The following is a 24,457-nucleotide window of genomic DNA, read 5'->3' as shown; positions in this document are numbered from 1 at the left end:
TTATTTTAACATTTGCCCTGTTTCTTTCATAAAATCTATCCATATGGGAAGAGCTGCTCTTGCACCTGCTTCCTTTGGTCCAATTGGTTTGTGATTATCCCTTCCTACCCATACACCAACCAGTAAGTTATCATCAAATCCAACAAACCATGCATCGGAAAAATCATTTGTTGTTCCGGTTTTTCCATAAACTTCTCTTCCAAGCTCATTTGCTCTCTGAGCAGTTCCTGAAAGAACAACTTCTCTTAATAACTCTCTCATCTGCTCAACAATTTCCTCTGGCAGTATTGTCTCCATCTCTGGTTTGTTTTCTTCAATTGTAACACCATTATGGTCAGTGATTTTTTCATAAAAAATGGGTTTTATTTTTTTGCCGGTGGCAAAAACTGAGTAGGCTGCTGTAAGCTCTATGGGTTTAACATCAGAGGCACCAAGCGCAGTTGATAGATAGGGATGAATTTTTGTGGTTAAACCACACTCCTTAGCAAACTCAACAACTTTTTTAATTCCTATCTGTGAGGCTAATCTAACAGTAGCTGAGTTTAAGGAAAGGGCAATTGCTTTGCGAAGTGGAACTTCACCATGATATTCGTTATTGTAGTTTCTTGGGCTCCAGTTTTTCCCTTGAACTGCTCCTGGAAAACTCACTGGAGCATCAAGAATTGTGTCATCAGGACTCCAGCCTTCCATTAGTGCAACAGCATAAACAAAGGGTTTAAAAGCACTTCCAGGCTGTCGCACAGAAAATACTCTGTTGTACTGGGTTTCCCAGAAATCATTTCCTCCTACCAGAGCTCTTACGTAACCTGTTTTTAGCTCAAGGGCAATTAATGCTGCCTGTACAGGAGGCTTTACTCTTTTATGAATCTCTGTTAATCCTTTTTTTACAGTTTCTTCTGCCTTTTTCTGGAGAACATAATCAATGGTTGAATAAATTCTTAATCCATCTTTATAAAGTCTCTCTCCATACCTTAACTCAAGCTCCTGTCTTAAAGTTTCAACAAAATAGGGAGCTTCAAATCGCCTCCAGTGAGGATGTTCTGGAAGAGGTTCTTTCACTGCTTCATTGTATTGCTCTTTAGAGATAAATCCTTCTTCAAGCATTTTCTGTAAAACAATGTTTCTTCTTTTTAGTGCTAAGTCAGGCTTTCTGAAAGGATTAAAGGCTGAAGGAGCCTTTGGTAAAGAGGCAAGTAATGCAATCTCAGCAATATTTAAATCTTTATAAGACTTTCCAAAATAAGCCTCTGCTGCTGCAGCTATTCCGTATGCTCTATTTCCAAAATAAGCTTGATTTAAGTAGAGTCCAAGTATTTCATCCTTTGTGTATTTTTTTTCAATCTGGATTGAAAGAATTGCTTCTTTTATCTTTCTCGCTAAACTCTTTTCAGGTTTTAAAAATAGCATCTTTGCAAGCTGCTGTGTGATTGTGCTTCCACCTTCAACTATACTGCCTGCTTTAATGTCTCTGTAAAGAGCACGTATTATACCAATAACATCAACTCCGGGATGCTTGTAAAATCTCACATCTTCTGCAGCAACAAAGGCTTTTTTTATAAGGTCAGGGATTTCATAATAGGGAACGAATTTTCTTCTCTCATAAAAAAATTCTGTCAGAACATGACCATCTGAAGAATATACAACTGATGCCTCAAATGGTCTATAGCCTTCTAAGGCTTTTACATCAGGCAGATCTGAAAAAATCCAGTATATATAGCCTGCAAATGCACCAATTAGAAAAAGAAAGAAAATAAAGACAGCATAAACTATTTTTGTTTTCATTGCTCAATAACTAATTCTTCCTCATAAACTTTCCCATCTTTTATCTTAAAACATTTTGCTTCAAATATAAGATTCTCTCCATCAGGATTAAGAGCAATTATCACATGGTAAACATCATAAAAAGACAGCTCTATGTCCTTAGTTGATGGATAGGCAAAACTACAGGGATGACTGTGGAATATGGCAATCATTTCAACTCCTTTATTTTTCATATCCTTTATTGCCTTTAGTTGCTCTTTTGGTTCCATAAAGTAGCTTAAAGAGGAAGCCTCTATATTTTTTATTTTATAAATTTCTGTTACAAGATTATTTTTTCCTGCAAGAATTCCGCAGGCTTCATAGGGAAAACAAGACTTACAGTGCTGTATCATTTCACAGAAGATTTCTTTTTTGATTTTCATTTGCAGATTTTACAGGATGGATTTTTTGAAAATTTAGTCTCTCTGAAGACTCCACTCATTGCATTGTAAATAATCATCCTGCCATGTAAAGGCTCTCCAAAACCAATTAAGATTTTTATTGCTTCTGCAGCCTGAATTGAACCAATCACTCCTGCTACTGGAGCTAAAATTCCTCTTTGGTTTTGTTCGTCCTCTGCTTCTTCAAAAATACACCTATAGCATGGTCCATAAGGAGGCAATATATCAAAAACCTGTCCTTCAAATTCTGATACTGCTCCTATTACAAGGGGTTTGTTTATCTTAAAACAGGCATCATTAAGAATTTTTCTTGTTTCAAAATTATCAGGACAGGCAACAACAACATCATAAAATTTTATATAATCCAGTGCATTCTCTTTGTTAATCTCATCTGGATAAGGAAGTATCTCAATCTCACTGTTAATTTTTTTAAGAGTTATCACTGCTGAGATCACCTTTGGCATGTCAATATGTTCTTCATTGTGAAGAATCTGACGCTGAAGATTGCTTAGCTGCACTATGTCAGGATCAATAACTCCAATATAACCAGTGCCAGAGCATGCAAGCCAGTAAGCTACTACACTTCCAAGTCCACCTGCACCGATTATCAAAACCTTTGATTCTTTAAGTTTTCTTTGCCCTTCAATACCAATAGGAGGCAGTATAATCTGGCGATCATATCTCAATAAATTTATCTCCTTATTCTTTAATTTACCAGTGCTTAGCTCAAGAGTGAAATCCACTAAGCTTCTTCTCCCTCAACTCTAATGAATACACTCTTGTCAGAAACAACTGGCAATTTATCAATCTTTTCCAGTGCTTGAAGAACATTTTTTTCCTTTGCCTTATGTGTCAAAATTACAAGAGGAACAGCACCTGCCTTTGATCTTCCTTTCTGAATTACTGAAGCAATACTTATGTTGTGTTCTCCAAAAACTCCTGAAATCTTTGAAAGAACTCCCGGACGATCCAGTGCAGTAAACCTAAAATAATACATGCTCTCTATTTCTTCCATTGGTTTAATACTGTATTTTTCTGAAAAATCAAGAGGCATTGTATTAACACCTTTTGCTATATCCACAATATCTGCCACAACAGCACTTCCAGTTGGCATGCTTCCTGCACCTCTTCCATAGTAAAGAGTTGCCCCAACACTGTCTCCTTCCACGTAAATAGCATTAAAAACACCATCAACCTTAGAAATCAGATAATGCTCTGGGACCATTGTGGGATGAACCCTAAGCTCAATTTCTCCATCAAGAATTTTCGCTATTGCAAGAAGTTTGATTTTATATCCGAATTCTCTTGCAAAGGCTATATCCTGTGTAGTTATCTTTGTAATACCTTCACAGTATACCCTATCAAAGCTAAATGGAATTCCATAGGCTAATGAAGCAAGTATTGTTATTTTATGAGCAGAGTCAATTCCTTCAATATCAAGAGTGGGATCTGCTTCAGCAAACCCGAGAGTTTGTGCCTCTCTTAAAGCATCCTGAAAATCAATTCCTTCATCAGTCATCTTTGAAAGAATAAAATTAGTTGTTCCATTAATTATTCCATAAATAGCAAGCATCTTGTTTGCCACAAGTCCTTCTTTCATTATCTTTATAATTGGAATCCCTCCTCCAACAGAGGCTTCAAAACCAATTTTTAATCCTCTCTGCAAGGCTTCTCTGAATATTTCATTCCCATATTCTGCTAATAAAGCCTTATTTGCTGTCACAACATTTTTTCCATTTTTTAAAGCTTCCATAATGAATTCTTTTGCTACAGTAGTGCCACCTACAACTTCAACAACTATATCAATTTCAGGGTCTTTTATGATTTCTCCTGCATCTGTAGTTAAAAGCTCTCTTGGCAAAGATATCTCTCTTGGTGTTTCAATATCCCTGTCAGCAACTTTTTTTAAAACCAGATCTATACCTGTCCTTTTTTTAATTAAATCTCTTTGATTAAGAAGTATCTTTACCGTTCCTGTGCCAACAGTGCCAAAACCAATAATGCCAACTTTAACCTGCTTCATTCTGCCTCCTTATCCAACTTTTCTAATTTTCTTTATCTGAGGTATAAGATTTAATGCTCTTTTAATCCCCTTGCATGCCTGTCTTATTCTGTGTTCATTCTCAACAAGAGCAAATCGGACAAAACCTTCTCCTCCTTCACCAAAACCTATACCTGGAGATACTGCAACCTTTGCCTCATTTATTAAAAACTTGGCAAACTCTAATGAACCCATCTTTTTAAAAGGCTCTGGAATCTCAGCCCATACGAACATTGTTGCCTTTGGAGGTTCAACTTTCCAGCCTGCCTGATTTAATCCTCTGATGAGAACATTTCTTCTTCTCTCATAGGTCTTTCTTATTTCTTCAACGCAGTCCTGAGGTCCCCTTAATGCCACAATTGAAGCAATCTGAATTGGCTGAAACATTCCATAATCAAGATAGCTCTTTATCTTTGTAAGTGCTCCAACAATCTCTTTATTGCCCACACAAAAACCAACTCTCCATCCAGCCATTGAGTAACTTTTAGTCATTGAGAAAAACTCTACTCCCACATCCTTTGCGCCAGGAACCTGAAGAAAGCTTGGAGCTTTATAATCATCAAAAACCAGATCTGCATAGGCAAAATCGTGTATAACCATAATGTTGTTTTCTTTAGCAAAATCAACAACCTTTCTGAAAAAGTTAAGATCTTCCACTACTGCTGTTGTTGGATTGTGAGGAAAATTAATTATCAAAATCTTTGGTCTTGGCCAGGAATTTTTATAAGCTCTTTCAAGCTCTTCAAAAAAATCCATACATGGGCAAATGTTAAAAGTTCTGACATCTCCACCTGCAATAATTGCTCCATAAGGATGAATTGGATAGGCAGGAGAAGGAGTAAGCACCACATCACCCGGTTGAACTGCTGCTAAAAGTAGATGGCTCAAGCCCTCTTTTGAGCCAATTGTAACAACTGCTTCTGTCTCAGGATCTATATCAACATCAAATCTTCTTTTATACCACTCTGATATAGCACATCTAAGTTGTGTTATGCCTCTTGATGCTGAATATCTGTGATTCTTCGGAAGTTTTGCTGCTTCACAGAGTTTTTCAACAATATGCTTAGGAGTTGGTAAATCAGGATTTCCCATTCCGAGGTCTATAATATCTTCACCTTTCCTTCTTAACTCAGTTTTTAACTGATTTACAACTGCAAATACATAAGGAGGCAGTCTTTTAATTCTTGGAAAATCAAACATTTTATCCCTCCGTTTTTATTTAATAATTTGCATTTTTTATTATTTCTGTCAATGTTTCTTTTGTGTAAACATCCTCCATCTGCCATACTTGAGCAATGTTGTAAGCATTATCAACAATTTTTGAAATATCAGACTCCTCTATTCCTGCATCCTTTAAGCTAATCGGTGCACCAATTTTTTTAAACCAAGCTTTAAGCTCTGAAATTCCTTCATCAGTAGTTTCTCTATTAAATATCTCTCTGGCAAATCTCTCAAACTGAGCAGGATTTTTATCTTTGTACCATTTCATCCATGCTGGAATAACAATGCTAAGGCAGGCACCATGGGCAAGGTCATAAATACCGCCCAATGCATGAGCAATCATATGATTTGGAAAGCTTCCTTCTTTTATACCTAACTTTGCAAGACCATTTAAAGCAAGAGTTGCAGCCCACATAAACTCTGCACGGGCATTGTAATTGTCAGGTTCTTTAAGAATGTTCTCTGTAGTATCCATTACTGTTTTAATTAATCCTTCAATAAATCTATTTTGAATCATCGGGCAGTAAGAACCGCTGAAATAGTACTCTATTACATGGGCAATAGCATCTACTGCTGCATAAGCCTGATACGTGGCAGAAACACTGAAAGTTAATTCAGGATTGAGAATTGAAACCCTGGGATATATATACCTTGAGGAGATTGAGAGTTTCTCTCTGGTTTCTTCATTGGTGATTACAGCATTTTCATTCATTTCAGTTCCTGTTGCAGCAAGAGTCAAAATCGTGTAAACAGGCAGTGCTCCTTTTATCTCATCCTGCCTTTTAAAAAATCTCCATACATCCTTTTTGTTTTTAGCACCTACTGCAATTGTTTTACCTTCGTCAATAACAGAACCTCCACCAACTGCAACTATGGCATCTACTTTTTCTGCTTTAGCTTTCTCAATTCCCTCTCTTGTATGACTGAGCACAGGATTTGGCTTTACTCCACTGTGTTCAATGAATTCAATTCCGTTTTCCTTCAATGCCCTGACAACTCTTTCATAAAGCCCGATTTTTTTAATTGAGTTCTTACCATAAACAAAGAGAACCTTTTTAATTCTGTCTTTCTTAAGAATTTCACCAATTTTATTCTCAGTTGCTCTGCCAAACACTATTCTTGTTGGATTAAAAAATTCAAAGTTTTCCATATCTACCCTCCTTTATTGCTTTATAAGCTTCATAAGCTCTTGTAGAGCTTCTTATCAATGGAGCACTTAAAACAACTTTTATACCTTCTTTTAAAGCAAAATCAGCAATTTCATCAAATAGTTCCATTTTTTTATATTCTACTACAGGTAGAGCTTTTTTTGAAGGCTGAAGATACTGTCCCACTGTAATGATATCACAACCAGCATTTTTTAAATCCTTTATTGTCTGAAAGACTTCCTTCATGCTTTCACCAACTCCAACCATAAATCCTGATTTTGTAATTATCCGTGAATTTAGCGTTTTTACCAACTCCAGAATTTTTAATGAAAGATTGTAATTACCAGATCTCACGCTACCATAAAGAGATGGCACTGTTTCAATATTATGAGCAAAAACTACAATATCAGAATTTAAAACTTTTTTTATGGAATTTATATTACCCTGAAAATCTGGAACAAGAACTTCTACCAATACTTCAGGATTGTTTTTTTTAACTTCTTCCACAGTTACTGCAAAATGATCTGCTCCACCATCTTTTAGGTCATCTCTTGTTGGTGATGTTATAACAACATATTTTATTCCCAGTTCTTTAACTGCCTGAGAAACTCTGAAAGGCTCTTCCGGATCAATTTTTTCAGGAATTCCTTTCTCTGCATTACAGAATTTACATCCTCTTGTGCAAACATTACCGAGAATCATAAAAGTAACAATTGAGTCTTTATAACAAATACTTCTGTTTGGACACCTCAATGTCTCACAGACAGTGTTAAGCTTACGATTTTTTAAAAAATTCTGCGTTTTTTTGATTCCTTTAAGTTGGGTTTTAACCCATTCTGGAAGAGACATAGGAAAAGTGTATGGAAGGGACCCCGTGTAGGGGTCCCCTAGGTTGTCAGATTTTTTCTACATTAACTGCTTTAGGTCCACGATCTCCTTCAACAACATCAAATTTCACTCTGTCGCCCTGTTTCAGGGTCTTAAATCCATCACCCTTAATTGAGGTGTAATGGACAAAGACATCTCCACCACCGTCCTGCTGAATGAACCCGAATCCCTTTGACTCATTAAACCACTTAACACGTCCTTCAAAAGCCATACTTCTTAAAACCTCCTTTTAATCTCCCCACCAATGGCAGGTACTAAAGGCTTGCAAAATGCAAAGCTAACTCTTTTATAACATGCTCTATCGTAAAAAGTAAAGAAAAATTTTTACATGTTGTTTTAACAGGGATTTAGAAGAGGGATTTTAATGAATAAATTCTGTATAAATAAAAATGCCTGGCAGCGACCTACTTTCCCATGACCTCGCGGTCATAGTATCATCGGCCCTGGAGGGCTTAACTTCCGTGTTCGGAATGGGAACGGGTGTTTCCCCTCCGGTATAGCCACCAGACGATTTTTATAATAGCACAGACTCTATGAAAAATGCAAGCTAAAAATTATCTAAAAATTTTCTCGGTTTACCAGCACCCTGAGGTGGACCCACAAGTCCGTCTTCTTCAAGTAAATCCATTATTCTTGCTGCCCTGTTATAGCCTATTTTAAATTTTCTCTGAATAAGAGAAATTGAGATTTCTCCAACCTGACGAGCGTATTCAATAACTTCCTCATAAAGCTCATCCTTTTGTGTTCCATTTGTTTTACTATTTTCCTTTTTATCATGAGGAATTTGAATTGATTCAAAAAGGGAGTAATCAGGAGTCCCCTGACTACGAAGATATTCTGCCACTGATTTTACTTCCTCCTCACTTACATAGGCACCGTGAACCCTAACTATCTTCACACCTGAAACCATAAAAAGCATATCACCCATTCCAAGAAGCTTCTCTGCACCTTGTGTATCCAGTATTGTTCTGGAATCCACCCTTGATGTAACCTGAAAGGCAATTCTTGCAGGAAAGTTTGCTTTTATTATGCCTGTTATTACATCAACACTTGGTCTCTGAGTTGCCACAACAAGATGAATCCCTGAGGCTCTTGCCATCTGAGCAATGCGGATCACAGCCTGTTCAACCTCTGAGGGTGCTGTAAACATAAGGTCTGCAAACTCATCAATGAATACAACAATGTAAGGAAGTTTTTCATCAACTGGCACTGACTGGTTAAAGCTTTCTATGTTACGGTAACCATGAGACGCAAAAAGTTTGTATCTACGCTCCATTTCAACAATAACCTTCTTTAATGCCTCTGATGCTTCTTTGGGGTCTGTGATAACAGGTGAGAACAAATGAGGAATGTTTTCATAAGTGGAAAGTTCAAGAAGTTTTGGGTCAATGAGCAGAAGCCTTACATCATGAGGGGTTGCCTTCATTAGAAGGCTTAAAATCATTGTATTCAGGCATACACTTTTACCAGAACCAGTTGCTCCTGCAACAAGAAGATGAGGCATCTTTGCAAGGTCAGTTATAACAGGATTTCCATATATATCTTTTCCAAGAGCAAGGGTAAGATAAGATGAAGACTGTTGAAACTTTTCTGAAGCAATAATCTCACCAAGCCTTACAATCTGCCTTTTTTTATTAGGAACTTCAATGCCTATTGCTGACCTTCCTGGAATTGGATATATTCTTATACTCTGAGCTTTAAGTGAAAGAGCGAGTTCATCGCTAAGCGTTATGATTTTACTGAGTTTTATTCCACTTGCTGGTTCAAACTCATACATTGTTACAACAGGACCTGGATGAACTTCTTTTATTGTTCCATGAATGCCAAACTCTGCAAATCTTGCCTCAATGCTCTGTGCAGATACTATTATTTCATCCTTTGAAATAGTTTCCTCTGCTTTTTCAATCTTAAGTAAAGAGATTGGTGGAATTAAAAAGCCTTTTTGCTCTGCCTCTATTTTTTGTCTTTCATCTATTTCTCTGATTTTTGAAATTTTAAGAGAAGTTTTTACTGGTTCTTCTGGTTTGGATACAGTGAGCAGTTTCATTTCCCTCTGAGCAGTAGATTCTTCAGTAGTTTCTGGCTTTTTTCTTATTATTATCTTTGGTTTAATTAAAATAACTGAGGCTACGAAAACAGAAATCCAGAGAATATAAGTTCCTGTAAGTGATAAAAATCTTTCGCTTCCGTGAAAAGCTATCCATGAAAATCCCTCAGGAATTTTTTTATAAATTTCAATGAATTTTCTTCCAGGTTCAAGCATAACAGATAATGAAAAAAGAAGAATCAGAAAACAGGGTATTTTATTCATGGCAAATGGTTTTCCCATAAACCTTCTTATTCCAAACAAAGCAAGCAAAGGAGGAATTAAAAAACCTCCAGCTCCAAATATAGTGAGCAAAAAATCCGAAAAATAAGAACCCACCACTCCTCCATAGTTTGAAGGAGCTGATTTTGTATAGGTTAATAAAGAGGGATCAAGAAAATTGTAACTAATAAGGCTTACAGAAACATAAACTGCAGAAGCTATTAATAAAACTCCTTTAAGTATGTCTGAAGCTCCTAAACTGTGAGAGAATGCTTTATCTGTTTCAGTTTTGCCCAATGAAGTAATTTTTTTAGATTTTCTATATATCGGTTTTACATGCATCAGCTTCTAAGAAAATATAACAGAAAAATCACTCCTGCTAAAACCCATCTGTAATAAATAAAGAGATTGAGAGGATACTTTTTAAGAAAATTAAGAAGAAACTTGATTGCCACAATGCCTGTAATTGCTGCTGAAATTAGTCCTGTAAGAAAAAGTGAATAGTCATGAGAGTAATTTAACTTTAATGATTTATGAAAATCAAGAAATGCAGCACCTGCAATTGCAGGAGTGGATAACAAAAAGGAAAACTTTGCAGCATAATCTCTCTTTAAGCCTCTGAATAAACCTGCGGTGATTGTTATTCCAGAACGGGAAACTCCAGGAATCAAAGCTATTGCTTGAGCTCCACCAATAACCAATGCATCATAAAATGTTACAGAGTCTTTCTGCCTTTTTCCTGTCTTTTCTGCGTAAAGCATTAAAAATCCTACAGCTACAAGGGTAAAAACAATGATTAAAGGATTTCTCAAAGAACTCTCTATCAAATCATGGAAAGCAACACCTGCCAGTCCAGCAGGAATTGTTCCAATTATGAGATAGAAAAGCATTTTTCTATCCCTGAAAAATATATCTATCCAGTCTTTCCAGAAGCAGAGAAGAAGTGAGATTAAAGTGCCCACATGAACAGCAATGTCAAAGCTTAAAGAGTTCAATTCTCCGGACCATCCAAAAATCCATGGTGTAATCACAAGATGAGCAGTGCTGCTTACTGGTAAAAACTCAGTAACTCCCTGAATAACTCCAAGAATGACAGCTTTAATAACTTCCTGCACGGTTTCCTCCTACTTTTAAAGTTTTTCTTAAAGGCTTCCCATATTGATGAGGATCAACTCTAAGGCGTTTTTTCTATTGCATATTATTTTTCTCATCAATATTTGGCAGGTCATGCAATTTAACAATTTTTTGTAACACAATTGTTACACCAAAGTCAATTTTTATTGATGTCTTAAATATTGCAATGTTTTATTAACTTTATCGGCAATTTCAGGAAGAACAAGGACTCAAACCATCAAATAAAAAGCCTCCATGAAGGCACCTGAAATTTTCTGAAAGGCTCGAGATATTCAAGCCTTGCAAGATCTGAAAGGTCTCTTTCAAGATAGGTATATTGATAATCTTTCAGCCACTTTTTCTTCTCTTTTTCTCTTTCAATATGAATTAAAGCAGGCATACCTCCCCATTTAAGTATATAATCCTCAATGTCTTTGAGCCTTAGAGCCTCCTCCTCAAATAAAACCGAAGGTATTGAATCTAAAACTTTCAAGGGTTTCTCTTATTTTTTTAATTGTTATCTGGCTTGAGCCAAGCAAAACCTGAAAGGAAATTTTACCCTCATCATAAGCATACTTAATCTTTTCAAATATGGATGCTTCTTTTTGCGCTTCGTCTATAACAGCCTCACCAATATCTCTGTGCCAGTTTAAAGCTGATATCTCCCTCAGCGCTTCTCTATTTTCAAAGAGATCAAGATTTATGTATCTGAGTTCTGGATATTTTATTTTTGCAAGAGTGGTTTTTCCTGTTTGTCTTGCACCTGTAATTAAAACAATCCTTTTACCCGAAGCTTTGTCAGGAAGCAGATTGGTTAGACAACGATTATACAGCTTTTTTCGCTCATTATTTTAAATTTTACAGCAAAATTTAAGATATCGTCAATGATATTTTAAACCTTTCTCATCCTCAATCTAAGCGAATTACTTACCACTGAGACTGAACTTAAGGACATTGCAAGAGATGCAAGCATTGGATTAAGAAGTGGTCCACCAAATAAATATAAAACTCCTGCTGCTACGGGAATACCAATTACATTGTAAATAAATGCCCAGAAAAGGTTTTCCTTAATTGTTTTAAGAGTGAGTTTACTCAATTTTATTAAAGATGGCACGCTTTTTAATCCGCCTCTCATAAGTGTTACATCTGCTGTATGTATTGCTATATCTGTTCCTCCTCCCATTGCAATACCTATATTTGCCTCAGCAAGAGCTGGAGCATCATTTATTCCATCTCCTATCATTCCAACGATTTTTCTTTCTTCAACTCTGTATTTCCTTACAATTTTTGCCTTTTCATCAGGAAGCAAGCCTGCGAAGTAATGGTCTATTTCCAGCTTTTCAGCAATAGCTCGGGCTGTAAGGGGATTGTCTCCTGTAAGAATAACTATTTCAATGCCCATTTTTTTAAGTTCCTTTATTGTTTCAGGAGTTTCTTCTCTTATGGGATCAGTGATATAAAAAACTGCGTTAACTTTGCCATCCACTGAGGCATAAACTGTTGTTGATGTATCTGGACTGGTTTCTGGTAAAGGGATTTTGTTTTTTTCTATCAATTTACCGCTTCCAATTAAAATATTTCTTTCAATACCCTTTGAATCCCTTACTTTTGCCCTCACTCCTCCGCCTGCAATTACCTGAAACTCTACTGGTTCATCTAAGTTAACTCCTTCTCTCATGCAATGCCTTAAAATTGCTCTGGCAAGAGGATGTTCAGAGTATTTTTCAGCACTGCCAACAACTCTTAAGACTTCTTCTTTTGACATTTCAAAATACTGAGCGTGTTTCACTTCCGGTTTTCCCTGAGTGAGTGTGCCTGTTTTATCTGTAAATAGAATCTGCATCTTGTTTACCTCTTCAAGTTTCTCAACATTTCTCAGAAGTATTCCCATTGATGCCACCATACCTGTGGCAACCATAATTGCAGTTGGTGTTGCAAGTCCCAATGCGCAGGGACAGGCAATTATAAGCACAGCAATAGCATTACTTAAAGCCATTGATGTATCTTTGCCAAAAATCATCCACAATGCAAAAGTTATGATTGCCACTGATAAAACAGCAGGGACAAATATTGCTGAGATTTTATCTGCAAGCCTCTGAATAGGAGGTTTTCCTGTCTGTGCTTCCTGTATGAGTTTAATTATCTGACTGAGCAAAGACTCTTTTCCCACTGCTTTTGCTTCAACTTTTATTACACCTGAAAGAACTATTGTGCCACCTATTACTTTATCGCCAATATTTTTATCCACTGGTATGGGTTCTCCAGTTATCATTGATTCATCTATGGAACATGAACCTTCCATGATAACGCCATCAACAGGAATTTTTTCTGATTGTCTAACCACTACCAGATCACCGATCTTTACTTCATCAATTGGTATCTCCATTTCTTTGCCATCCCTTAATACCAGTGCAGTCTTTGGTTGCATCTGAATTAGTTTTTGAATGGCATCAGATGTTTTTGTTTTTGCTCTTTCTTCAAGGGTTCTTCCAAAAATTATAAGAGTTATTATTACAGCAGAGGTTTCAAAGTAAAGATGCTTACCTTCATGCCCGAAAAGTAGCATTGCAACGCTATAAAAATAGGCAGCATTTGTTCCAAGACTTACAAGGCTGTTCATGTTTGTTGTGCCATGTCTGAGAGCAGTGAATGCAAGTCTGTGAAATCTCCATCCAGTAATGAATTGAACAGCAGTGGTAAGAATAAGCTGAACAAAGCCTTCCCTTAAAAAAGTTATATGAAACATACTTCCAAGAAAAACAGGCAATGTAAAGATAACGCTTATAATGAGATCTCTTTTTAGTTTTTCAAACTCCTTCTTCTTTTCTTCAAAAGCAGATACGGTATCAGCATATTTTTTTGCCTTTATACCAAGAGATTTTATAATGGATAAAATCTTTCCCTCATCAGTGATTGTAGGAATGTATGATAAAACAGCATTTTTATTTACCACATCTGTTTTTATATCCAGTATTCCTTCAATCTGAGATAGTTTTTCTTCAATCAGTCTTGCAGTATCACTGTCAAGCTCTGTTACCTGTAAATAAAGACTATTCTGTCCTATGTCATATCCTGTTGCTCTTACAATGCTGATTAATCTGTGAATATCAACCCCTTCAGTTACTTCAATCTTTGCTTTTTCAGTAAGAAGATTTACCTCTGCGCTGATGACTCCCTCAACTCTGCTTAATGCTCTACTTACAGCCTGAGCACAGGCAGCACATGTCATTCCCTTGATTGGTATTTCCACTGTTTTTTTCATAAAATTTCTCTTTGCCTTAAAACTTCAAAAGCAAACACACTCACTGCAACAGAAACATTTAACGAGTTTACTTTACCTTTCATTGGAATTTTGACGATTTCATCACATAAAGAAAGAACTGTCTGCCTTATTCCTTTTCCTTCAGAACCAATCACTAAAGCCATTGGCTGGGTAAAATCACTTCTGCAGTAAAGCTTTTCTGCTTTTGCCTCAGCACCGTAGATTTTGATATTATGTTCTTTTAAAGCCTTTATTGCATACTTAATGTTGTTGATTTCTACAAGATTGACATGCCAGAGAGCTCCAGCTGATGCTTTCCATGCAGATGGAACCAATCCTGCAGAGCGTCTTTCCTGATAAATTATTGCATGAATTCCTGCTGCATCGGCAACTCTTGAGATACTTCCAAAATTTTGAGGATCTTCAATCAAATCAAGAATCAAGAAAAAGGCAGGTTCCTGTTTTTGTGAAGGTATTCTAAGAGCTTCCTCAAGGGGGATTGTTCTTTTCGGTTTAACTCTGGCAAGGATTCCCTGGTGAACTCCCTGTGCATTTTTTTCAATAAAGCTTTCATCTACCAATCTAACAGGAATTGAGTTTTTCTCAGCAAGTTCAACTATTTCCTTAAGCTTGGAAGTTCTGTTTTTTGATATATAAATTTCCATCAGTGCTTCTGGTATTTTAAAAGCTTCACGAACAGGATTTACACCATAGATAATCAAATTTTTACTTTCCATGCTGTTCTGTCAGGTTTATCTTCAAGAATAATTCCTTTTGAGAGAAGTTCCTGCCTGATACTGTCAGCCTTTTGCCAATCCTTGTTTTTTCTTGCCAGAGTTCTCTCCTCAATCAGTCTATTAATTTCTTCTTCTGAAACTTCTATTCTTTTAATTTTAAGCAAGTCTCTGTACCACTTAATTGGCTCCCTTTGAAATAAATTTAAGATGCTGCCAAGTTCTCTAATGGTTTTTTTTGAATTAAAAAGCAACTCTACTTCTTCTTTACTTGATGGTTTCTTATCCATAAAGCGATTGAGTTCTTTAATAAATTCAAATATTATGCCTAAAGCTTTTGCTGTATTGAAGTCCTCATCCATTGCTTTTTCAAACTCTGGTTTAAGATTTTGAAGTTCTGAACTGATTTTGCTTAAATCTAAACTACCCTTATCTTTTCCATCAACTTTTTCAAAATCTTCAATTCTCATTATTGTGCTGTAAACTCTATCAAGGGTTGCTTCAGCCTCTTTAACATATTCATGGGAAAACTCTATGGGACTTCGGTAATGACTTGAGAGAAGAAAAAGCCTTAAAGCTTCAGCATCATAAATTTCAAGCAAATCTCTGATATTGAGAACATTTCCAAGTGATTTTGACATCTTTTCTTTGTTTATCGTTACAAAGCCATTGTGAATCCAGTATTTTGCAAATGTTTTTCCTGTGAATGCCTCTGACTGGGCAATTTCATTTTCATGGTGAGGAAATATTAAATCCGCACCACCTCCATGAATATCAAAGGTTTCACCGAGATATTTTATTGACATGGCAGAGCATTCAATATGCCAGCCAGGTCTACCTTTTCCCCACGGTGATTCCCACCAAGGTTCTCCAGGTTTTGATGCCTTCCATAAAGCAAAATCAAGAGGGCTCTTTTTTCTTTCATCAACCAGGACTCTGGCACCACTCATAAGCTCATCAATCTTTTTCTTTGAAAGCTTCCCGTAAGAAGGAATTTTTTCAACGGAAAAATAAACGCTCTTTGAATCACCTTCATCTACTGCATAAGCATATCCCTTTTCAATTAAATTTTGAATTATTTCTATCATCTCTTTTATATGTTCTGTTGCCTTTGGTTCAATATCTGCCCTTGATATTCCTAAGCGATCCATATCTTTATAGTATTCTTCAGTATATTTTTCTGCAATTTCTTTCCAGCTTACGCCTTCTTTATTAGCTCTGTTTATGATTTTGTCATCAATGTCAGTAAAATTTCTTACGAACTTTACATCATAACCTTTGTATCTCAGATATCTCACAATTACATCAAAAACAACAGCACTTCTTGCATGACCAATGTGACAGAGGTCATAAACAGTAACTCCACAGGCATAAATACCCACCTTTCTGTCATTAAGAGGCTCAAATTCTTCAACTCTTTCAGTAAGAGTGTTAAAAACTTTCATCTTATCCTCCAGGCTTTATTTTAACTTAACTCTTTAAATCTTTCCCAATCAGTATGGGGTAAAAAGAGTGCAGAAACATATTCATCCATGAATTTTTTAGAGCGGGAAAGGTCAATGTATGTCATTTTTTGAGCAATTTCATTCGCCTCCTTCCACAGATGTTTGCTTAGAAGACATAAAACAGCACCTGTTAAGGATGTGTTACCTAAAAAAATAAATCTTTCTTCTGCAAGATTGGGCAACATCCCTATTTTTATAGCTTTTTTTACATCAAGAAACTCTCCAAATCCTCCTGCAATATATACCTTTTTCAGTTCTTTTTCATTTATTCCTAACTCCTGCAGAAGGGTTGAAATTCCAGCATAAATAGCAGCCTTTGCTCTTATAATGTTGTCAATGTCTGATTGAGTTATGTAACAGTCCGATGAAATAATAAATTTTGCTTCCCCATCCTTGAACTTTGAACTTTGAACTTTGAATTTTGAACTTTGAATCACCTGCAGGGCATTTGAATCATTGCAGGGCAACTGTTCTGAGAATATATGCTGAGATTTTTCAACAAGAAGCTTACCTTTCTGGTCAATAACTCCATTACTGAAAAGCTCAGCGAGAATGTCTATCATTCCGCTTCCGCATATTCCCTGTGGTTTTACATTACCTATAACTTTAATCTCAAAACTATCACTTTCTCTATAATACTTAAAAGACTCCACAGCTCCTTCAGTTGCCCGCATTCCACAGCTTATTCCACTTCCTTCAAAGCATGGACCTGCAGAGGTTGATGCAGTAACAAGAAACTCTTTGTTTCCAATAACAATTTCACCGTTTGTTCCTATATCAATGAATAATGAGAGTTCTTCATTTTTGTAAAGCCCAGAGGCAAGAACTCCTGCGACAATGTCTCCTCCAACATAACCAGCAACAGATGGAATAGTGTAAACAGGTATTTGATCATCCAGTAAAAGCTTTGCTTCAGACGCTCTCCATACTGGATAGTGACTGAAAACAGGAGTGTAAGGCTCCTGTCTTATATATGATGGATTAATTCCCCAGAAAAGATGACACATTGTAGTGTTACCAGATAAAATAACACAGGAGATTTTGCCTTCCCTGCTTCTTACTGAAACTGTATTTATAAGAGCATTAATATCGTCAACAATACATTTTCTTAAAACATTAAGTCCATGAGGATTTTCCTCTGCGTAAACAATTCTTGTAATTACATCATCTCCGTAATTAATCTGGGAGTTGTAACAGCTGACTACATCCATAATTTTACCTTGCTCAAGCGCAATCAGAGCCATTGCCACAGTTGTAGTTCCAATATCAATGGCTATTCCATAGAGTCTTTCTGAATGAAAACCAATAATTTCATCTTCTAATAATGCTAAAGTTATATTCCACTGGTTTTCTCTTAAAAAATCTGGAAGCTGAGAAGCAAGTTTTCTTGATATTGATAAACTTCTACGAGCTGCAATTTTTAAATTTTCAAAATCTGCCAAAGATTCCTGCGGCTCTATTTTTAAATGAAGTTTCCTAACAAGGGGACTCAACAGAGATGGCTGAGTTTTAAAAATATTTTCAATAAGTTCTGCTTTGGCAAGGGCTATTCTTTCAGAAACTGTGATTAACTGAGCAGGCAATTCAATTAAGATATCGCTTTGAGGAAAACTCTGGCATGCAAGAACAAATCCCTCAGTCTTATCAGCTTCTGATATACCTAAAAAGGAGTTAGAACTGATACTGCCTTCTAAAACTTTAATTTTACATCTTCCACAAATGCCTTTACCTCCGCAGGATGCAGGAATATATATACCCTGTTTCTGTAAAAGCTGCAAAAGACTGTCTTTATTGCTCTCTGATTCACTACGATTTATTCTTATTTTAGACATGATTTAAAATTATATCATGAAAGCTCTTGTTTATCGCATGGGAGGATTGGGAGACAGCCTCCTTATTTATCCAGTTCTTGAAATTCTTACAAAAAAAGGATATGAGGTGACTGTATGGGGAAATCCTGAGTATTTCAGAATTGCTGAAAAAACAGGCTTTTGTAAGAAGGCGACATTTTATAAGCCAAAAGAAGAGTTCGCCCTGAAGATAATTTTTTCGCAAAACAGAGAAATCTGTGGCACCCCAAAAAGTCATAGAGTTTTTGGGGATCCGTGGGGTACCCCAAAAGGCACACGACTTTTTGGGGACCTGTTAAGCAGTGATAGTTCAATCTATATTAATCCAGTTCCTGAGGAGCAAATCTGGATTGTGGAATACTACTTGAAAGAACTTGGACTGCAAAATGAAAAGTTTTCTAAAACTCTTCCATTAGCCCTTCAGCCTTCGGTTATTCAAGGTTCAAAGAAGCCCTGTGGGCTATTCAAGGTTCAAGGTTTAAAGTTCAAAGTTCAAGATTCAAAGCTCTGCATTGTGCATCCTGGAAGTGGCTCGAAAAAGAAAAATCCTGATTTGAGCTTTTTCTTCAAGCTTGAGCAAATTCTAAAAGATTATGGTTTTGAAATCCTTTATCTTCTTGGACCTGCTGAAGTAGAATTAATAAAGATATTTAAAAACTCAATTTACATAGAAGAGCCTCTGGAAATTGCAAAAACTCTTATTAAAGCAAATTTATACATAGGGCTTGATAGCGGAGTTAGCCACTTAAGCAGTTATCTTGGCATTCCTTCAATTGTTATATTTGGTCCCACAAACCCTGAAATTTGGCATCCCATTGGTGAAAGTTATAAAATTATTCATTATGAAGGCTGCAAAGCCTGTTTCCCCAGTACATGTGAAGATAGAAGATGTCTCAATCCAGATTTTTTACTCTCAAAGCTCTGCAAATATATCAAAAAGCTTGAAATTTCTGAGACTCAGATAATGAGCATGGAGAATTAAAAGGTAACCCTTTGAATTAAGGCTGTAAAGCTTTTCAGGCTGAAGTCTGGATAGATATTCAACATTTGCTATTAAAATATTGCGAAACTGCATTTTACCAAGTTTTGTATCAATATCAAGATTCAATGTTTTCAATAATCCTCCCTCAAATAGCTCTTTTGAACATTCCTCTGCATCATGAAAATCCCTTGCAAGCTCTGTAAGTCCCTGTTTTATTTCTGAAAAAAATTCTGTCTCATTGCCTTCATCATCAAAAACTCTTTCTCCATCATCAGAGGAATAAACTTCATCAAAAATAATTGTGTAGTCCTCTACTTCTTTGAGAACTCCAAATGGATAATGTTTGCAAATATTTGGTACAGTGTCAATCTTCCATGTTCCATTGTTTTTTAAAAATACATTTTTACCATTAATTCCTATAACAGCAAAGGGGAAAACAACTTTATCCTGCACTCCAAACATAACTGGATAATACATTGTGGCAGATAAAATTTCCGAGTAAGTAAGCGGCACAACTTCAACATTCTCCATAAATGAGTAATTTTCAGGCATTTTTACCTTTAAGTATCTATGAACCGCGCTATCTAAAGCAACAGCTTTTCTAAATGCTTTCATTATTGCTTTCATTTTAACCTCCCTGTGGAAAATTTCTAAATTATAGCATAAAGTTCAAAAAATATTGACAGCAAATTCTTGAGATGATATAGTTAAACTATGTGGGGTCCCCAAAAACTCGTAGAGTTTTTGGGGTGCCCTATATCCATAAATAAACCTTAAAAAAGGAGTAAAGGATGAATAAAATTTTAATGAAAGGAAATGAAGCTGTTGCAGAGGCTGCAATAAGAGCAGGATTAAAATTTTATGCAGGATACCCAATAACTCCTCAAAATGAAATCCCTGAATATTTATCAAAAAGACTACCAGAAGCAGGAGGAGTATTTATTCAGGCAGAAAGCGAGATCGCTGCAATAAACATGATTTATGGTGCCAGTGCGTGCGGAGTTAGAGTAATGACATCATCAAGTTCTCCTGGAATAAGTCTTAAACAGGAAGCAATATCATATCTTGCAGGTGCTGAGTTGCCAGCAGTAATTGTAAATATGATGCGAGGGGGTCCAGGGCTTGGAAATATATCTGGAAGTCAGGCTGACTACTTTCAGGCTGTAAAAGGTGGTGGACATGGAGATTATCGTTTAATTGTATATGCTCCCTTTAGTGTTCAGGAGCTGTGGGATTATACAATACTTGCCTTTGAAAAAGCTGATGAATGGAGAAATCCTGTAATGATTCTTGGAGACGGAGTAATTGCCCAGATGATGGAGCCTGTTATCCAGAGAGTTCCAGAAATAAAAAGTTTTGATAAATCTTCATGGGCTTTAACTGGAGCAAAAGGAAGACCCTCCCGTTTTATAAGAACTCTTTTTATGGGTGAAGGAGAGCTTGAAAAACACAACTGGAAGCTACAGGAAAAATATAAGCAGTGGAAAGAAAAGGAAGTAAGATATGAGACTTACTTTATTGATGATGCAGAGGTTGTGGTTGTGGCATTCGGCTCTGCCGCAAGAATCTCAATTTCAGCAATAAGAAAGTTAAGAGGACAAGGAGTTAAAATTGGACTTTTAAGACCTGTTACACTCTTTCCATTTCCTGAAGAACCAATAAGACAGCTTGCCCAGGAAATTGAAAGATTCATTGTTGTTGAGTTTAATGCAGGACAGATGGTTGAAGATGTAAAACTTTCTGTGAATGGCATGGCTGAAGTTTATTTATATGGTAGACCTGGTGGAAACATTGTAACAGCAGAAGATGTCTATGAGGCTCTTGTTAAACATACAGCTACTAAAAAAGTTTTCGCAGTTGGATGAAGGTTATTTTATGCTTACCATTAAAGATAAAAGTGAGCTTCAAAGATTTATTAAAAAACTCCGTAAAAGATCAACATCTGAGCCTGAAATTGAAGAAAATGTCAAAAAAATCCTCAATGAAGTTAGGGAAAAAGGAGATAAGGCTTTAATTAAATATACAAAGTTATTTGACAAACACAGCCTTCCCCTTAAAATTGAACCTGATGAAATCAAAAAAAAGGCAAAAGAAGTCTCAAAGGAAGTAATTGATGCTTTGAGATTTGCTTCAGAAAGAATTCGTAAATTTCATGAACATCAACTTGAAAACTCCTGGCAGTATGAAGAGGAAGATATCATTCTTGGTCAGCTAATAAGACCTATTGAAAGAGTTGGAGCATATGTACCAGGAGGTAAAGCTTCATATCCATCAACAGTTCTTATGAATATTATTCCTGCTCAAGTTGCAGGAGTTAGAGAAATTACAGTATGTGTTCCCACGCCTTATGGAGAGTTAAATCCCACTGTATGTGCTGCTTTGCATCTTCTTGGAATAAAGGAAGTATACAGAATTGGTGGAGCACAGGCAATAGGAGCTATGGCTTATGGAACTCAGACAATCAAAAAAGTGGATAAAGTTGTAGGACCTGGAAACATATATGTGGCAACAGCTAAAAAGCTTGTTTTCGGTGAAGTGGACATAGACATGATTGCAGGACCAAGTGAAATTCTCATTATTGCTGACAGCTCAGCAATCCCAGCCTTTGTAGCTTCTGATATGCTCAGTCAGGCTGAACACGATGAGATGGCATGCAGTATTCTTATTACAAATTCGGAAAAACTTTCAGAGGCAGTAAAAAATGAAATAGCTTCACAGCTTAAATCTTTACCAAAGGCAAAGGTAGCTAAAAAATCTCTTAAAAACTTTGGAGCGATCATAGTTGTTAATTCTCTGGATGAAGCATGTGATGTTGCCAATGAAATTGCGCCAGAACATCTTGAGGTTATGACAGAAAATCCTGAAAAACTGCTCCCTTTTTTAAAAAATGCTGGAGCAATATTCTTAGGACAATGGACTCCTGAACCCATTGGAGACTATGTGGCAGGACCAAATCATACTCTTCCAACATCTGGAACAGCAAGATTTTTCTCACCCTTAGGAGTTTATGATTTTTTAAAAAGAAGTTCTATTATAAAGCTTGGAAAAAAAGGATTCAATAAACTCGCTTCATATGTTGATGTGCTTGCAAGCCTTGAAGGACTGCAAGCACATGCCAATACAGTGAGAGTAAGAAAAACTACTTAACAGATGCTATAAACTGTTCAATTTTTAGAGATGGAGCAATTTTTGATACTTTTGTAAGAATCAGTTTCTTTTCTTCTTCATTTTTTGCTTCTTTAAATTTTTCTCTGAGTTTTCTTAGTTTTTCTCTGCGAAGCCTTCTTTTTCTCAGTTCTCTGTCAACAAGTCTTTTTGACATAACCTCCTCCTCTGTTAGGAATTCAAATAATCAAGAAGTCTGCTGATTATTAGATATCCTCCACAGGGTGTCTGGCTTTTATTAACAAAGAAATCACATCCATCTTCTCTGAAATCGCATTTATCACATATAAAAGATAAACTCTGGACTGGCACTGCCTCATTATTTAAATGAAATATCTCAATAATTTCATCTAACTCATGTGATGTAATGTATTGCTTAAGATAAAAGTATCCTCCGCATAATTCAATTTCTTTGCCTGGTTTATAGTAGTTGCAGAATTTTTTACAGATCAAAGAAGTATAAACTTCTTCTTTCATTTTGTAACCTCACTAAGCCAGCTTAGATAGCTTTCAGAGCCTTTTTTTATCTTTAATCCTATAATCTCAGGCACAGAATAGGAATGAAGTGATTTTACTCTTTTTTCAAGCTCTTCAAAAAGTTCAGAGCGTGTTTTAACTATCATTAAAACTTCTGGCTCATCTTCAATTTTGCCCTGCCAGGAATAAATTGAACGAATATCTTTAATGATATTTATGCAACCTGCAAGTTTTTCTTCAACAAGAGTTTTTGCTATTTTTACTGCTTCCTCTTCATTGGGTGCGGTTATCAAAACCACCATATAATCCATAGTTTAATTATAAAAAAATTTGCAAAAAAATTGGTATAATTGAAAAAAAATAACGGAGGTGTATTATGCCATACTATGTAATTTTAAGCACACTTACAGATGAAGGAAGAGAGACTTTAAAAGAAAAACCTGAAAGAATTCTTGAAGTAAACAAAGAAATTGAGAAGATGGGAGTCAAGATAGTTGCACAGTATGCTGTTCTTGGTCCTTATGATTTTGTAAATATTGTTGAAGCCCCAGATAACATAACTGTAATGAAAATGTCTGTTGAGCTTGGCTCAAGAGGTACGGTTCAACTTATGACAATGCCTGCTATTGGTGTGGAGGAGTTGATTCAAAATCTGAAAGCATAAGATGAAAAAGGAGACTGAAACTACAGAAACATTGAAAGAACAAAAAGAATATCCAGAGCCTGTTAAGAAGGCTATATTTACTGCCAGACAGGCAATGGAAAAAGCTCCAGAAATAGAAGGAGTCTCAACAGGAATTGAAGGGCTTGATGAACTTTTTTATATAGTTGCTTCAAAAGATGGCAAGCTTATTAATCAGCCTCTTGGAGGGATTCCAGCCTATTCTGTTTTTAATATAACAGGAGTTTCAGATACAGGAAAATCATTAATGGTTGAACAGTTTGCTGTAGAACAGGCAAGAAAGGGATATAAAGTAGCCTTTATAACTGTTGAGGCTCCTGCCAATTTTCTTGTTGCAGGGCTTAGACTCAGAGCGCAGGCAATGGGATATAATTTTGAGAAACTTGAGGACAACATAATTTTGATTGATGCTGCTTCCTATGGAAGCTTAAGAGATAATATTCCTGAACTCCTTTCCACACTTGCCTATGTAATTCAAAACTATAAAGTTAAATTTACAGTAATTGATTCTGTTACAGGACTCTTTGAAAACAAAGAAATGCTTGCAAGAGTTGTGGTAAGACAGATTTTCAATTTTCTAAAAAAATGGTACCAAACAGCACTTCTTGTATCACAAAAAAGAAGCGGACATGAAGAACTCACTGCAGAAGCTGCAGGAGGATATGCTGTGGGACACATTGTTGATGGAACAATGGTTTTAGCTAAAGAACTTATTGATTCTGCATACAAAGTGAAACTTTATAAAAAAGAAATCGGAGATATTGTGAGACTTTTCAGAATTGATGGTTGCAGACTCTCAGGTCATGATACAAAAACTCATTTTCTTGAAATAACAGAAACAGGACTTGTAAAAATCCTTGAAGCTATTGGGAGGTAAAAA

General features: G+C 36.1%; 25 protein-coding genes and 1 rRNA gene. 5 read left to right on the top strand and 21 right to left on the bottom strand.

Translation table 11 applies throughout. The features are described 5' to 3' along the window. From ACYQ3X_RS00400 to ACYQ3X_RS00320, 17 genes are all read right to left on the bottom strand, one after another. Positions 1-1,782: a penicillin-binding protein 1A gene (locus ACYQ3X_RS00400; protein WP_460179866.1), complete on the bottom strand. Its 1,782-nt coding sequence runs from the start codon at positions 1,780-1,782 to the stop codon at positions 1-3. After that, entirely contained in the window at positions 1,779-2,183 is a 405-nt protein-coding gene (locus ACYQ3X_RS00395) for a M67 family metallopeptidase (protein ID WP_460179865.1), read from the bottom strand. The genes ACYQ3X_RS00400 and ACYQ3X_RS00395 overlap by 4 nt, the downstream gene beginning before the upstream one ends. Next, a complete protein-coding gene (locus tag ACYQ3X_RS00390) occupies positions 2,180-2,944 on the bottom strand; it encodes a HesA/MoeB/ThiF family protein (protein WP_460179864.1) in 765 nt (254 codons plus the stop codon). Before ACYQ3X_RS00390 ends, ACYQ3X_RS00395 begins: the two co-directional genes overlap by 4 nt. Further along, a complete protein-coding gene (locus ACYQ3X_RS00385) occupies positions 2,944-4,224 on the bottom strand; it encodes a homoserine dehydrogenase (protein WP_460179863.1) in 1,281 nt (426 codons plus the stop codon). Before ACYQ3X_RS00385 ends, ACYQ3X_RS00390 begins: the two co-directional genes overlap by 1 nt. Before the next feature lie 9 nt (positions 4,225-4,233). Then, on the bottom strand, positions 4,234-5,442 hold the full coding sequence (gene alaC / locus ACYQ3X_RS00380; RefSeq protein WP_460179862.1) for an alanine transaminase: 1,209 nt from the start codon (positions 5,440-5,442) through the stop codon (positions 4,234-4,236). A gap of 19 nt (positions 5,443-5,461) precedes the next feature. After that, the gene (locus tag ACYQ3X_RS00375; protein WP_460179861.1) at positions 5,462-6,613 is read right to left on the bottom strand and encodes an iron-containing alcohol dehydrogenase; all 1,152 of its coding nucleotides are present in this window, start codon (positions 6,611-6,613) and stop codon (positions 5,462-5,464) included. Further along, on the bottom strand, positions 6,600-7,460 hold the full coding sequence (lipA, locus tag ACYQ3X_RS00370; RefSeq protein WP_460179860.1) for a lipoyl synthase: 861 nt from the start codon (positions 7,458-7,460) through the stop codon (positions 6,600-6,602). Before lipA ends, ACYQ3X_RS00375 begins: the two co-directional genes overlap by 14 nt. 46 nt (positions 7,461-7,506) lie before the next feature. Continuing rightward, positions 7,507-7,710 carry a cold-shock protein gene (locus ACYQ3X_RS00365; protein ID WP_460179859.1) on the bottom strand — a complete coding sequence of 68 codons (204 nt, stop codon included), beginning with the start codon at positions 7,708-7,710 and terminating at the stop codon, positions 7,507-7,509. Between the two features lie 180 nt (positions 7,711-7,890). Further along, a 5S ribosomal RNA gene (rrf, locus tag ACYQ3X_RS00360) occupies positions 7,891-8,007 on the bottom strand. Positions 8,008-8,046: 39 nt separating this feature from the next. Beyond that, the gene (locus tag ACYQ3X_RS00355; protein ID WP_460179858.1) at positions 8,047-10,149 is read right to left on the bottom strand and encodes a DNA translocase FtsK; all 2,103 of its coding nucleotides are present in this window, start codon (positions 10,147-10,149) and stop codon (positions 8,047-8,049) included. Then, the gene (locus tag ACYQ3X_RS00350) at positions 10,149-10,922 is read right to left on the bottom strand and encodes an undecaprenyl-diphosphate phosphatase (protein ID WP_460179857.1); all 774 of its coding nucleotides are present in this window, start codon (positions 10,920-10,922) and stop codon (positions 10,149-10,151) included. Before ACYQ3X_RS00350 ends, ACYQ3X_RS00355 begins: the two co-directional genes overlap by 1 nt. Positions 10,923-11,158: 236 nt before the next feature. Continuing rightward, positions 11,159-11,413, bottom strand: a complete 255-nt coding sequence (locus ACYQ3X_RS00345; RefSeq protein WP_460179856.1) for a hypothetical protein — start codon at positions 11,411-11,413, stop codon at positions 11,159-11,161. Continuing rightward, the gene (locus tag ACYQ3X_RS00340) at positions 11,376-11,648 is read right to left on the bottom strand and encodes an AAA family ATPase (protein WP_460181674.1); all 273 of its coding nucleotides are present in this window, start codon (positions 11,646-11,648) and stop codon (positions 11,376-11,378) included. Before ACYQ3X_RS00340 ends, ACYQ3X_RS00345 begins: the two co-directional genes overlap by 38 nt. A 164-nt stretch (positions 11,649-11,812) precedes the next feature. Then, entirely contained in the window at positions 11,813-14,182 is a 2,370-nt protein-coding gene (locus tag ACYQ3X_RS00335) for a heavy metal translocating P-type ATPase (RefSeq protein WP_460179855.1), read from the bottom strand. After that, the gene (gene rlmB / locus ACYQ3X_RS00330; protein ID WP_460179854.1) at positions 14,179-14,919 is read right to left on the bottom strand and encodes a 23S rRNA (guanosine(2251)-2'-O)-methyltransferase RlmB; all 741 of its coding nucleotides are present in this window, start codon (positions 14,917-14,919) and stop codon (positions 14,179-14,181) included. The genes ACYQ3X_RS00335 and rlmB overlap by 4 nt, the downstream gene beginning before the upstream one ends. Continuing rightward, positions 14,901-16,361, bottom strand: coding sequence for a cysteine--tRNA ligase (cysS, locus tag ACYQ3X_RS00325; protein ID WP_460179853.1), 1,461 nt, complete (start codon positions 16,359-16,361; stop codon positions 14,901-14,903). Before cysS ends, rlmB begins: the two co-directional genes overlap by 19 nt. Positions 16,362-16,381: 20 nt before the next feature. Further along, positions 16,382-18,253 (bottom strand): ASKHA domain-containing protein, encoded by a 1,872-nt coding sequence (locus ACYQ3X_RS00320; RefSeq protein WP_460179852.1) that lies wholly within the window; start codon positions 18,251-18,253, stop codon positions 16,382-16,384. A gap of 16 nt (positions 18,254-18,269) precedes the next feature. Between ACYQ3X_RS00320 and ACYQ3X_RS00315 the strand changes: the two genes are divergently transcribed. After that, the gene (locus tag ACYQ3X_RS00315; protein ID WP_460179851.1) at positions 18,270-19,253 is read left to right on the top strand and encodes a glycosyltransferase family 9 protein; all 984 of its coding nucleotides are present in this window, start codon (positions 18,270-18,272) and stop codon (positions 19,251-19,253) included. Here the strand turns inward: ACYQ3X_RS00315 and ACYQ3X_RS00310 are convergent. Then, positions 19,185-19,880: a SapC family protein gene (locus ACYQ3X_RS00310; RefSeq protein ID WP_460179850.1), complete on the bottom strand. Its 696-nt coding sequence runs from the start codon at positions 19,878-19,880 to the stop codon at positions 19,185-19,187. The two genes, ACYQ3X_RS00315 and ACYQ3X_RS00310, sit on opposite strands and share 69 nt — an antisense overlap. A 164-nt stretch (positions 19,881-20,044) precedes the next feature. On the opposite strand from ACYQ3X_RS00310, the gene ACYQ3X_RS00305 reads away from it, so the two are divergent. Both ACYQ3X_RS00305 and hisD read left to right on the top strand, forming a co-directional pair. After that, on the top strand, positions 20,045-21,118 hold the full coding sequence (locus ACYQ3X_RS00305; protein WP_460179849.1) for a 3-methyl-2-oxobutanoate dehydrogenase subunit VorB: 1,074 nt from the start codon (positions 20,045-20,047) through the stop codon (positions 21,116-21,118). Positions 21,119-21,128: 10 nt separating this feature from the next. Beyond that, positions 21,129-22,400, top strand: a complete 1,272-nt coding sequence (gene hisD, locus ACYQ3X_RS00300) for a histidinol dehydrogenase (RefSeq protein ID WP_460179848.1) — start codon at positions 21,129-21,131, stop codon at positions 22,398-22,400. On the opposite strand, the gene ACYQ3X_RS00295 is transcribed toward hisD, so the two are convergent. From ACYQ3X_RS00295 to cutA, 3 genes are read right to left on the bottom strand one after another with little or no spacing between them, the layout of a single operon-like run. Beyond that, positions 22,393-22,575 (bottom strand): DUF6800 family protein, encoded by a 183-nt coding sequence (locus ACYQ3X_RS00295; RefSeq protein ID WP_460179847.1) that lies wholly within the window; start codon positions 22,573-22,575, stop codon positions 22,393-22,395. The genes hisD and ACYQ3X_RS00295 overlap by 8 nt on opposite strands. A 14-nt stretch (positions 22,576-22,589) precedes the next feature. After that, positions 22,590-22,895 carry a hypothetical protein gene (locus tag ACYQ3X_RS00290; RefSeq protein WP_460179846.1) on the bottom strand — a complete coding sequence of 102 codons (306 nt, stop codon included), beginning with the start codon at positions 22,893-22,895 and terminating at the stop codon, positions 22,590-22,592. Continuing rightward, complete coding sequence (gene cutA, locus ACYQ3X_RS00285; RefSeq protein WP_460179845.1) at positions 22,892-23,206, bottom strand: divalent-cation tolerance protein CutA; 315 nt, start codon at positions 23,204-23,206, stop codon at positions 22,892-22,894. Before cutA ends, ACYQ3X_RS00290 begins: the two co-directional genes overlap by 4 nt. Before the next feature lie 65 nt (positions 23,207-23,271). Here cutA and ACYQ3X_RS00280 point away from each other — a divergent pair, with 65 nt between their 5' ends. Next, a complete protein-coding gene (locus tag ACYQ3X_RS00280; RefSeq protein ID WP_460179844.1) occupies positions 23,272-23,559 on the top strand; it encodes a GYD domain-containing protein in 288 nt (95 codons plus the stop codon). 1 nt (position 23,560) lies between these two features. Further along, positions 23,561-24,454, top strand: coding sequence for a KaiC domain-containing protein (locus tag ACYQ3X_RS00275; RefSeq protein ID WP_460179843.1), 894 nt, complete (start codon positions 23,561-23,563; stop codon positions 24,452-24,454). The last annotated feature ends 3 nt before the right edge of the window (positions 24,455-24,457 follow it).

The sequence above is a fragment of the Thermodesulfovibrio sp. TK110 genome (assembly GCF_054658355.1).
Note: the sequence above shows the minus strand (reverse complement) of the source record. Positions and strands in the feature narration are given on the sequence as shown.

Excerpts from the sequence above, each read along its gene's own strand:
- ACYQ3X_RS00365 (WP_460179859.1), bottom strand. The coding sequence starts at position 7,710 with ATGGCTTTTGAAGGACGTGTTAAGTGGTTTAATGAGTCAAAGGGATTC.
- rlmB (WP_460179854.1), bottom strand. The coding sequence starts at position 14,919 with ATGGAAAGTAAAAATTTGATTATCTATGGTGTAAATCCTGTTCGTGAA.
- ACYQ3X_RS00280 (WP_460179844.1), top strand. The coding sequence starts at position 23,272 with ATGCCATACTATGTAATTTTAAGCACACTTACAGATGAAGGAAGAGAG.
- hisD (WP_460179848.1), top strand. The coding sequence starts at position 21,129 with ATGCTTACCATTAAAGATAAAAGTGAGCTTCAAAGATTTATTAAAAAA.
- ACYQ3X_RS00400 (WP_460179866.1), bottom strand. The coding sequence starts at position 1,782 with ATGAAAACAAAAATAGTTTATGCTGTCTTTATTTTCTTTCTTTTTCTA.
- ACYQ3X_RS00305 (WP_460179849.1), top strand. The coding sequence starts at position 20,045 with ATGAATAAAATTTTAATGAAAGGAAATGAAGCTGTTGCAGAGGCTGCA.
- ACYQ3X_RS00375 (WP_460179861.1), bottom strand. The coding sequence starts at position 6,613 with ATGGAAAACTTTGAATTTTTTAATCCAACAAGAATAGTGTTTGGCAGA.
- ACYQ3X_RS00290 (WP_460179846.1), bottom strand. The coding sequence starts at position 22,895 with ATGAAAGAAGAAGTTTATACTTCTTTGATCTGTAAAAAATTCTGCAAC.
- cutA (WP_460179845.1), bottom strand. The coding sequence starts at position 23,206 with ATGGATTATATGGTGGTTTTGATAACCGCACCCAATGAAGAGGAAGCA.
- ACYQ3X_RS00395 (WP_460179865.1), bottom strand. The coding sequence starts at position 2,183 with ATGAAAATCAAAAAAGAAATCTTCTGTGAAATGATACAGCACTGTAAG.
- ACYQ3X_RS00295 (WP_460179847.1), bottom strand. The coding sequence starts at position 22,575 with ATGTCAAAAAGACTTGTTGACAGAGAACTGAGAAAAAGAAGGCTTCGC.
- ACYQ3X_RS00355 (WP_460179858.1), bottom strand. The coding sequence starts at position 10,149 with ATGCATGTAAAACCGATATATAGAAAATCTAAAAAAATTACTTCATTG.
- alaC (WP_460179862.1), bottom strand. The coding sequence starts at position 5,442 with ATGTTTGATTTTCCAAGAATTAAAAGACTGCCTCCTTATGTATTTGCA.
- ACYQ3X_RS00320 (WP_460179852.1), bottom strand. The coding sequence starts at position 18,253 with ATGTCTAAAATAAGAATAAATCGTAGTGAATCAGAGAGCAATAAAGAC.
- lipA (WP_460179860.1), bottom strand. The coding sequence starts at position 7,460 with ATGTCTCTTCCAGAATGGGTTAAAACCCAACTTAAAGGAATCAAAAAA.
- ACYQ3X_RS00385 (WP_460179863.1), bottom strand. The coding sequence starts at position 4,224 with ATGAAGCAGGTTAAAGTTGGCATTATTGGTTTTGGCACTGTTGGCACA.
- ACYQ3X_RS00335 (WP_460179855.1), bottom strand. The coding sequence starts at position 14,182 with ATGAAAAAAACAGTGGAAATACCAATCAAGGGAATGACATGTGCTGCC.
- ACYQ3X_RS00315 (WP_460179851.1), top strand. The coding sequence starts at position 18,270 with ATGAAAGCTCTTGTTTATCGCATGGGAGGATTGGGAGACAGCCTCCTT.
- ACYQ3X_RS00310 (WP_460179850.1), bottom strand. The coding sequence starts at position 19,880 with ATGAAAGCAATAATGAAAGCATTTAGAAAAGCTGTTGCTTTAGATAGC.
- ACYQ3X_RS00275 (WP_460179843.1), top strand. The coding sequence starts at position 23,561 with ATGAAAAAGGAGACTGAAACTACAGAAACATTGAAAGAACAAAAAGAA.
- cysS (WP_460179853.1), bottom strand. The coding sequence starts at position 16,361 with ATGAAAGTTTTTAACACTCTTACTGAAAGAGTTGAAGAATTTGAGCCT.